Origin of the sequence: Vibrio paracholerae (assembly GCF_037672085.1) — a bacterium.
GTDB classification, from domain to species: Bacteria; Pseudomonadota; Gammaproteobacteria; order Enterobacterales; family Vibrionaceae; genus Vibrio; species Vibrio cholerae.
This window is the reverse complement of the sequence record NZ_JBBHLM010000003.1, coordinates 267794-278143: the sequence shown is the minus strand read 5'-3', so window position 1 is coordinate 278143 and position 10350 is coordinate 267794. Positions and strand designations below refer to the sequence as shown.

Below are 10350 nucleotides of genomic sequence, written 5' to 3'. Positions count from 1 at the left end.
ATGAAATGACCGAGATCAGCGACCGGACGTTACGTGCTAAAGGCCCTGCGTTGTTGTTTGAAAATCCGCTAGGTTACGACTTTCCAGTGCTAACCAATTTGTTTGGCACGCCAGAACGCGTTGCGATGGGCATGGGGCGACAGCAGGTTCAAGAGCTGCGCGATGTCGGTCAGTGGTTGGCTTATCTTAAAGAGCCAGAACCGCCTCGTGGTTTAAAAGAGCTGATTGAAAAGCTGCCCGTTTTTAAACAAGTGCTCAATATGCCAGTTAAGCGCTTGCGTCGTGCTCCTTGCCAAGAAATCGTGTGGCAGGGTGATGAGGTTGATCTCGATAAAATCCCTGTGATGAGCTGCTGGCCGGACGATGTTGCACCACTTTTAACTTGGGGTTTAACCATTACGCGTGGCCCACATAAAAAGCGCCAAAACCTTGGGATCTATCGTCAGCAAAAAATCGCCCGTAATAAAGTCATCATGCGTTGGTTAGCCCATCGCGGAGGGGCATTAGACTTGCGGGATTGGATGGAAAAACATCCCGGAGAGCCTTTTCCTGTCAGTGTGGCGTTTGGTGCCGATCCGGCGACCATTCTCGGTGCGGTAACGCCAGTCCCAGATACCTTATCTGAATACGCGTTTGCTGGACTGTTGCGTGGCAGTCGTACTGAAGTGGTCAAGTCGATCAGTAACGATCTGGAAGTGCCGGCGAGTGCTGAAATCGTGCTCGAGGGCTATATCGATCCTAACGAATTTGCAGATGAAGGTCCCTATGGCGATCACACAGGTTATTACAACGAGGTTGAGCGCCATCATGTGTTCACTGTCACTCATGTGACCATGCGTAATAAGCCGATTTATCACAGCACCTATACAGGGCGTCCGCCCGATGAACCCGCCGTGCTTGGTGTGGCGCTTAACGAAGTCTTCGTCCCTATCTTGCAAAAGCAGTTTCCTGAAATTGCCGATTTTTATCTGCCGCCAGAAGGCTGCTCGTATCGCATGGCGATAGTGACACTTAAGAAACAGTATCCGGGACACGCTAAGCGGGTGATGCTGGGTGTGTGGTCATTCCTACGTCAATTTATGTACACCAAGTTTGTGATTGTGTGTGATGAACAAGTGAATGCGCGCGATTGGCCACAAGTGATTGCCGCTATGGTCAATCACATGTCGCCTCTGCGCGATACTCTATTTATTGAGCATACGCCGATTGACTCGCTGGATTTTGCTTCACCAGTGGTCGGCTTAGGCTCAAAAATCGGTTTGGATGCCACCGTCAAATGGCCTGCAGAGCTAGTGCTTTCTAACTCTGACCTGAGTGACAAGACAACGGAACTTTCACTGGAAGTGCTAAAAGCCTGCTTGAGTGATGAAGCGGATGTGTTGGATGTTGCATTACCGGAGGCGGCGAATGGTAAGTTGGTTCTTCTACTTATTAATAAGCAGGAAGCTGGGCAGGCACAGCAACTGTTACAGCGTGTAGTCGATAAACTCAATGGTGACTCGCCGCTTAAGTTTGTGATCTTGTGCGATGATGACGTGAATATCCATGACTGGAATGATGTGATCTGGGCAATGACCACACGCATGGATCCGGCACGTGATAGCTTACGAATCGTTGGCCAAGATTTGATCTGCTTTGATGCAACCAATAAACTGCCTGACGAAGTCGAACGTGAATGGGGTACTCCGATTCGAAAAGATCCTAAGCTAGTCGCGAAAATCGATTCGTTATGGGATGAGTTAGGCATTGTATGACATATACCGTCCGCATCGTGCCTAATGATAGACAATTTATAATTCACTCAGGTGAAACGGTGCTTGATGCTGCGCTCAACCAGCAAATAGCCTTTCCCCACCGCTGCCGAATCGGCGCTTGTGCCGCTTGCTTATGTAAGTTGGTTGAAGGTGAGGTGGAGTATGAACTCGAACCGTTATTGACCGAACAAGAAAAAGCGACAGGGTGGATATTTGCCTGCCAAGCCTGCGCAATTACTGATTTAGTGCTGACTTTTGAAGAGTAAGCCAGAGGAAGTTCAATGATAATTCAATGTCAAGTTAAGTCTGTGCAGCCGCTCGCGACGCATACTTACCAAATCCTATTACAACCCGAGCACGCAGTGGCTTACCAAGCGGGGCAGTATTTAATGGTGGTGATGGGCGAAAAAGATAAGCGACCATTCTCACTTGCCAGTAGTCCTTGCCGTAGCAATGGCGAGCTTGAACTGCATATTGGTGCAGCGGATCACAGCGCCTTTGCCCACCAAGTCGTGGAAAAGTTTCAGCAAGCACATCTTAATCAGACATGGGTTGAAGTGGATGTGCCACATGGCAATGCCGCATTACAAGAAAGTGAGCGACCTCTACTCTTAATCGCTGGCGGGACCGGCTTTAGCTATGTGCGTTCGATCTTAGATCATTGCCTCTCGCAAGGTAAAACTCAGCCTATCTATCTGTATTGGGGCGCGCGTGATGCTGCTCAGTTGTACGCACTGAATGAGTTGCAAGAGCTTGCCAAGCAACATGCTCATTTGCAGGTTGTTCCAGTGGTCGAGCAAGCACAAGATGGCTGGGCTGGAAAGGTTGGCAATGTACTGCAAGCGATTAACAACGACTTTGCAAGTTTAGAAGCGTTTGATATCTATATAGCAGGTCGTTTTGAGATGGCTGGAGCCGCACGTGAGCAATTTACTCAAAACAAACAAGCTCGACGCGATCGAATGTTTGCCGATGCTTACGCCTTTATTTAACGCTCAGTTATAAACAAGATACAAGACAAAGCCCAACGCTAAATCGTTGGGCTTTTTTATGACTTTCTCTTTATAGATGGACTAGAACAAAAGCTTAAAAAGAATAACTCTGTGGATAAGTTGTAATCAAACTCTGAGTAAAGTGGGATAAATAAGCCCTTGCGCGCAAATGCAGCGGTTAAGCGTTATTTCTATCAATTTTCTCAAAAAACACTTGCCAGTGTGAAGCGGATCTCTATAATGCGCCCTCGTTGACGCAGCAAGGGCTCACAGCCAAAACGATGCCTCAACAGGCCAGAAAAGAAAATTGAAAAAAGTGTTTGACACGAAATCGATTCTCGCTAAAATGGCCGCCTCTTCTGAAGCAGACCGCCAAGAAGAACGCTCTTTAACAATATAAACCAATCAATCTGTGTGGGCACTCGTTGATGATAATCAAAAAAGATTTATCAATGAACTGAGTGACCATTTGAATGAGCAATCATTCAGCACAGTCAATTCAACATTACTTCGCTTTTTATTAAGCAAAGAATGTAATCAGTATTCATTGAGCCGAAGCGAAAGCTTCACAAAACTTTTAATTGAAGAGTTTGATCATGGCTCAGATTGAACGCTGGCGGCAGGCCTAACACATGCAAGTCGAGCGGCAGCACAGAGGAACTTGTTCCTTGGGTGGCGAGCGGCGGACGGGTGAGTAATGCCTGGGAAATTGCCCGGTAGAGGGGGATAACCATTGGAAACGATGGCTAATACCGCATAACCTCGTAAGAGCAAAGCAGGGGACCTTCGGGCCTTGCGCTACCGGATATGCCCAGGTGGGATTAGCTAGTTGGTGAGGTAAGGGCTCACCAAGGCGACGATCCCTAGCTGGTCTGAGAGGATGATCAGCCACACTGGAACTGAGACACGGTCCAGACTCCTACGGGAGGCAGCAGTGGGGAATATTGCACAATGGGCGCAAGCCTGATGCAGCCATGCCGCGTGTATGAAGAAGGCCTTCGGGTTGTAAAGTACTTTCAGTAGGGAGGAAGGTGGTTAAGTTAATACCTTAATCATTTGACGTTACCTACAGAAGAAGCACCGGCTAACTCCGTGCCAGCAGCCGCGGTAATACGGAGGGTGCAAGCGTTAATCGGAATTACTGGGCGTAAAGCGCATGCAGGTGGTTTGTTAAGTCAGATGTGAAAGCCCTGGGCTCAACCTAGGAGTTGCATTTGAAACTGACAAGCTAGAGTACTGTAGAGGGGGGTAGAATTTCAGGTGTAGCGGTGAAATGCGTAGAGATCTGAAGGAATACCGGTGGCGAAGGCGGCCCCCTGGACAGATACTGACACTCAGATGCGAAAGCGTGGGGAGCAAACAGGATTAGATACCCTGGTAGTCCACGCCGTAAACGATGTCTACTTGGAGGTTGTGACCTAGAGTCGTGGCTTTCGGAGCTAACGCGTTAAGTAGACCGCCTGGGGAGTACGGTCGCAAGATTAAAACTCAAATGAATTGACGGGGGCCCGCACAAGCGGTGGAGCATGTGGTTTAATTCGATGCAACGCGAAGAACCTTACCTACTCTTGACATCCAGAGAATCTAGCGGAGACGCTGGAGTGCCTTCGGGAGCTCTGAGACAGGTGCTGCATGGCTGTCGTCAGCTCGTGTTGTGAAATGTTGGGTTAAGTCCCGCAACGAGCGCAACCCTTATCCTTGTTTGCCAGCACGTAATGGTGGGAACTCCAGGGAGACTGCCGGTGATAAACCGGAGGAAGGTGGGGACGACGTCAAGTCATCATGGCCCTTACGAGTAGGGCTACACACGTGCTACAATGGCGTATACAGAGGGCAGCGATACCGCGAGGTGGAGCGAATCTCACAAAGTACGTCGTAGTCCGGATTGGAGTCTGCAACTCGACTCCATGAAGTCGGAATCGCTAGTAATCGCAAATCAGAATGTTGCGGTGAATACGTTCCCGGGCCTTGTACACACCGCCCGTCACACCATGGGAGTGGGCTGCAAAAGAAGCAGGTAGTTTAACCTTCGGGAGGACGCTTGCCACTTTGTGGTTCATGACTGGGGTGAAGTCGTAACAAGGTAGCGCTAGGGGAACCTGGCGCTGGATCACCTCCTTACACGATGATTATCGTGATGAGTGTCCACACAGATTGATTCGGTTTAGATTTGAGCATTAAGTGGGTCTGTAGCTCAGGTGGTTAGAGCGTACGCCTGATAAGCGTAAGGTCGGTGGTTCGAGTCCACTCAGACCCACCACTAACGATGGGGTTATAGCTCAGCTGGGAGAGCGCCTGCCTTGCACGCAGGAGGTCTGCGGTTCGATCCCGCATAACTCCACCATCTTTAAGCGTTTTCGCTGAGAATGTTTAAAAATGGTTTTCATCAGAAAATCTTGCTCTTTAACAATTTGGAAAGCTGACAAAACAACAATTTATTGTTGTTTGTAAAGTTCTCAATGTTTATCGAAAGATAAACACCAACAACACATTCAAGTGTGCTTGGTATCGAATAAGACTTCGGTCTTGTTCAAATTTGAGTCCGGCAAAATCTGTCTCGCACTCATGTAAATTAAACGCGAGACAACTTAGGTTGTTTAAACAGCAATCCGAAACTCCTTCGGGTTGTATGGTTAAGTGACTAAGCGTACACGGTGGATGCCTAGGCAGTCAGAGGCGATGAAGGACGTACTAACTTGCGATAAGCGCAGATAAGGCAGTAAGAGCCGTTTGAGTCTGCGATTTCCGAATGGGGAAACCCAACTGCATAAGCAGTTACTGTTAACTGAATACATAGGTTAACAGAGCAAACCGGGGGAACTGAAACATCTAAGTACCCCGAGGAGAAGAAATCAACCGAGATTCCGGTAGTAGCGGCGAGCGAACCTGGATTAGCCCTTAAGCACTCGGTGAAGTAGGTGAACAAGCTGGAAAGCTTGGCGATACAGGGTGATAGCCCCGTAACCGACGCTTCATCGAGCGTGAAATCGAGTAGGGCGGGACACGTGATATCCTGTCTGAATATGGGGGGACCATCCTCCAAGGCTAAATACTCCTGACTGACCGATAGTGAACCAGTACCGTGAGGGAAAGGCGAAAAGAACCCCTGTGAGGGGAGTGAAATAGAACCTGAAACCGTGTACGTACAAGCAGTAGGAGCACCTTCGTGGTGTGACTGCGTACCTTTTGTATAATGGGTCAGCGACTTATATTCAGTGGCAAGGTTAACCGTATAGGGGAGCCGTAGCGAAAGCGAGTCTTAACTGGGCGCTCAGTCTCTGGATATAGACCCGAAACCGGGTGATCTAGCCATGGGCAGGTTGAAGGTTGAGTAACATCAACTGGAGGACCGAACCGACTAATGTTGAAAAATTAGCGGATGACTTGTGGCTAGGGGTGAAAGGCCAATCAAACTCGGAGATAGCTGGTTCTCCCCGAAAGCTATTTAGGTAGCGCCTCGGACGAATACTACTGGGGGTAGAGCACTGTTAAGGCTAGGGGGTCATCCCGACTTACCAACCCTTTGCAAACTCCGAATACCAGTAAGTACTATCCGGGAGACACACGGCGGGTGCTAACGTCCGTCGTGGAGAGGGAAACAACCCAGACCGCCAGCTAAGGTCCCAAAGTATTGCTAAGTGGGAAACGATGTGGGAAGGCTCAGACAGCTAGGATGTTGGCTTAGAAGCAGCCATCATTTAAAGAAAGCGTAATAGCTCACTAGTCGAGTCGGCCTGCGCGGAAGATGTAACGGGGCTAAGCAATACACCGAAGCTGCGGCAATATCTTTTAGATATTGGGTAGGGGAGCGTTCTGTAAGCCGTTGAAGGTGGTCTGTAAGGGCTGCTGGAGGTATCAGAAGTGCGAATGCTGACATGAGTAACGACAAAGGGGGTGAAAAACCTCCTCGCCGGAAGACCAAGGGTTCCTGTCCAACGTTAATCGGGGCAGGGTGAGTCGACCCCTAAGGTGAGGCCGAAAGGCGTAATCGATGGGAAACGGGTTAATATTCCCGTACTTCTGACTATTGCGATGGGGGGACGGAGAAGGCTAGGTGGGCCAGGCGACGGTTGTCCTGGTTCAAGTGCGTAGGCTTAAGAGTTAGGTAAATCCGGCTCTTTCTAAGGCTGAGACACGACGTCGAGCTACTACGGTAGTGAAGTCATTGATGCCATGCTTCCAGGAAAAGCCTCTAAGCTTCAGATAGTCAGGAATCGTACCCCAAACCGACACAGGTGGTCGGGTAGAGAATACCAAGGCGCTTGAGAGAACTCGGGTGAAGGAACTAGGCAAAATGGTACCGTAACTTCGGGAGAAGGTACGCTCTTGATGGTGAAGTCCCTTGCGGATGGAGCTGACGAGAGTCGCAGATACCAGGTGGCTGCAACTGTTTATTAAAAACACAGCACTGTGCAAAATCGCAAGATGACGTATACGGTGTGACGCCTGCCCGGTGCCGGAAGGTTAATTGATGGGGTTAGCGCAAGCGAAGCTCTTGATCGAAGCCCCGGTAAACGGCGGCCGTAACTATAACGGTCCTAAGGTAGCGAAATTCCTTGTCGGGTAAGTTCCGACCTGCACGAATGGCGTAATGATGGCCACGCTGTCTCCACCCGAGACTCAGTGAAATTGAAATCGCTGTGAAGATGCAGTGTACCCGCGGCTAGACGGAAAGACCCCGTGAACCTTTACTACAGCTTGGCACTGAACATTGAACCTACATGTGTAGGATAGGTGGGAGGCTATGAAGACGTGACGCTAGTTGCGTTGGAGCCGTCCTTGAAATACCACCCTTGTATGTTTGATGTTCTAACTTAGCCCCATTATCTGGGGTGAGGACAGTGCCTGGTGGGTAGTTTGACTGGGGCGGTCTCCTCCCAAAGAGTAACGGAGGAGCACGAAGGTGGGCTAATCACGGTTGGACATCGTGAGGTTAGTGCAATGGCATAAGCCCGCTTAACTGCGAGAATGACGGTTCGAGCAGGTGCGAAAGCAGGTCATAGTGATCCGGTGGTTCTGTATGGAAGGGCCATCGCTCAACGGATAAAAGGTACTCCGGGGATAACAGGCTGATACCGCCCAAGAGTTCATATCGACGGCGGTGTTTGGCACCTCGATGTCGGCTCATCACATCCTGGGGCTGAAGTCGGTCCCAAGGGTATGGCTGTTCGCCATTTAAAGTGGTACGCGAGCTGGGTTTAGAACGTCGTGAGACAGTTCGGTCCCTATCTGCCGTGGGCGTTGGAAGATTGAAGGGGGCTGCTCCTAGTACGAGAGGACCGGAGTGGACGAACCTCTGGTGTTCGGGTTGTGTCGCCAGACGCATTGCCCGGTAGCTAAGTTCGGAATTGATAAGCGCTGAAAGCATCTAAGCGCGAAGCGAGCCCTGAGATGAGTCTTCCCTGACAGTTTAACTGTCCTAAAGGGTTGTTCGAGACTAGAACGTTGATAGGCAGGGTGTGTAAGCGTTGTGAGGCGTTGAGCTAACCTGTACTAATTGCCCGTGAGGCTTAACCATACAACACCCAAGGGGTTTTGTAGTGGACTCAAAGCTAAGCGCATAAGAATGTGTGTGAGAGAATGAAGACAGCTTTCCAGAATTGTTGGTTATCACTTTTTAAGAAAAAGTGAAATCAAAAAAGAATTTTGCTTGGCGACCATAGCGTTTTGGACCCACCTGACTCCATCCCGAACTCAGAAGTGAAACGAAACAGCGTCGATGGTAGTGTGGGGTCTCCCCATGTGAGAGTAGAACATCGCCAGGCTTTAACTTGTTGTTTTTAGATGTTTAAGAAAAATCTAAAGGCAAAAAAAGTAGACGAAATGTCTAACCAGACAGCGGAGCGGTAGTTCAGTCGGTTAGAATACCGGCCTGTCACGCCGGGGGTCGCGGGTTCGAGTCCCGTCCGCTCCGCCACTTATTACGAAACCCAGTCTTAGGACTGGGTTTTTTGCTTTCTGGAAGTTATTGAAAACCAGATTTAATTACCGCTTATCGTCTGTTCCTGTGTTCATCTTCTACGAAGTTTAACCATTCAAGACTCTCCGACGCTTCTCGTCGCTCTCTTTATCTTTCTCTTTTTGCGTTTATCCAACGAGTGCGCTTTATCCTCTTTATCGTCGAGAATATCCATCGGAATTACTCAATAAAGCCTCAGCCAGTAGATAGTTGTTTCGGATGGCTACATAGAGCAATAAAAAAGCCGATGCGGATGCATCGGCTGATAGTGAGAGTGTAGATCATAAGATTTGTTTGAGAATTCGATCGGCTTTTAGACGCATTATACGGCGTATTAAGCGTTGTACCTTTTCTGGGTAATGCTCGGGTTTTTCAATTTGCTTATAAGTGCAGATTAGCTGAGTATGCTGCAGAATATTGTCAATTTCAGCTTCAAATTTGGCGGTGAGGTGATGGTAGTCGTCACGAATTAAAATCGCGTTTTCGAGATCGAGCTTCCAAGCGCGTGGATTGAGGTTATTACCTGTGATGAGCATATAGCGTTTATCAACCCAAATTCCCTTGAGATGAAAGCTGTGATTCTCGTGCTTCCAGAGATGAATTGAGAGTTTGCGGCTTGCAATATGTGCTTCATTGGCTTTTGCAAAGCGGCGTAGATTAAGTTCATACAAATAAGGTAAACCACCAATAGCCTTGAATGGTTCTTCTGGTGCAATGTAGAAATCATTTGCGGTTTTATCACCAATCACGATATGTACTTTCACTCCACGTCGCAGAGATTTTTTTACCTCTTTAGCAATACTTGGTGGAAAGTTAAAGTATGGCGTACAAATAAACACTTCATCTTTAGCTGATGCCAATAGCTGGATAATACTTTGGTTCAGTCGATTTCTACGCCGACCGAGGCCAACTAAGGGGGTAACAGCGACTTGATCTTCATCCACTTTCTGTTTGGTGAATTGATAACTGGCTTGAGCAAGTGATGCTCGGAATTGGCGGATATCAGACTTAATCTCTTTCGTGGTGGGCTTGCTACCGCAAGCGAGATTATTCACAGCTTGATGAGCCAGCATTTCTTGTTGGATAAAATGCACCATGCTGTCGGCAAGCTCTGCATTCTCTAAGGTGTGGTAGCGATCGAAACGGTAACGGCCATGAAATTGTAGATAGACATTATTGAGGCTTGCACCGCTATAGATGACTTGATCATCAATAATAAAGCCTTTTAGATGTAGAACGCCAAAGACTTCACGCCCTCTAACGGGTATACCATAAACAGGAATACAGTGTTCATGTTGCTGAGCAAAGTCACGATACATGGCTGCATTGCCTTCGGATTCTGCCGCTCCGATCAATCCTCGCTGTGCACGATGCCAGTCAACACAAACATGAATCTCGAGTCCTGGGTTACGCTGCTTGGCGGTATAGAGTTCAGTAAGAATTTCACGGCCAGCATCGTCATTTTCTAAATAGAGTGCAACGAGGTAGATACGTTTGCGTGCCTGACGAATCGATTCAACCAAATGAGTTCGAAATTCTGCAGCCGAGAGCAGTACGCCAAATTTGTCAGGATCTTGCGCAATCGCTGGTAGTTGTTCGATTGGGTTTCTCCGAGCAATCATTGAGATGCATTACCTTGTTGTGT

The 10350-nt window shown here is 48.6% G+C and carries 4 protein-coding genes, 3 tRNA genes and 3 rRNA genes; 9 read left to right on the top strand and 1 reads right to left on the bottom strand.

Annotation, left to right across the window (positions count from 1 at the left end):
* The 9 genes from ubiD to R4537_RS18620 all read left to right on the top strand — a co-directional run.
* Nucleotides 1–1754: 4-hydroxy-3-polyprenylbenzoate decarboxylase (gene ubiD, locus R4537_RS18660; protein ID WP_340101579.1), on the top strand; the 1754-nt coding region annotated here is incomplete at its 5' end.
* Nucleotides 1751–2020 (top strand): 2Fe-2S iron-sulfur cluster-binding protein, encoded by a 270-nt coding sequence (locus R4537_RS18655; protein ID WP_000222789.1) that lies wholly within the window; start codon nucleotides 1751–1753, stop codon nucleotides 2018–2020. The genes ubiD and R4537_RS18655, both read left to right, overlap by 4 nt.
* A gap of 15 nt (nucleotides 2021–2035) precedes the next feature.
* Nucleotides 2036–2746, top strand: coding sequence for an NAD(P)H-flavin reductase (fre, locus tag R4537_RS18650; protein ID WP_071178628.1), 711 nt, complete (start codon nucleotides 2036–2038; stop codon nucleotides 2744–2746).
* Nucleotides 2747–3324: 578 nt separating this feature from the next.
* Nucleotides 3325–4867: ribosomal RNA gene (locus R4537_RS18645) — 16S ribosomal RNA — on the top strand.
* 62 nt (nucleotides 4868–4929) lie between these two features.
* Nucleotides 4930–5006: transfer RNA gene (locus R4537_RS18640), tRNA-Ile, on the top strand.
* 8 nt (nucleotides 5007–5014) lie between these two features.
* Nucleotides 5015–5090, top strand: a tRNA-Ala gene (locus R4537_RS18635).
* A gap of 287 nt (nucleotides 5091–5377) precedes the next feature.
* Nucleotides 5378–8264, top strand: a 23S ribosomal RNA gene (locus R4537_RS18630).
* A 131-nt stretch (nucleotides 8265–8395) separates the two neighbouring features.
* Nucleotides 8396–8511, top strand: a 5S ribosomal RNA gene (rrf, locus tag R4537_RS18625).
* The 16S, 23S and 5S rRNA genes sit together here with 3 tRNA genes alongside, the layout of an rRNA operon.
* A gap of 75 nt (nucleotides 8512–8586) precedes the next feature.
* Nucleotides 8587–8663, top strand: a tRNA-Asp gene (locus R4537_RS18620).
* A 323-nt stretch (nucleotides 8664–8986) separates the two neighbouring features.
* Here R4537_RS18620 and pssA read toward each other — a convergent pair.
* Nucleotides 8987–10327: a CDP-diacylglycerol--serine O-phosphatidyltransferase gene (gene pssA / locus R4537_RS18615; protein ID WP_071178881.1), complete on the bottom strand. Its 1341-nt coding sequence runs from the start codon at nucleotides 10325–10327 to the stop codon at nucleotides 8987–8989.
* Nucleotides 10328–10350 lie beyond the last annotated feature (23 nt).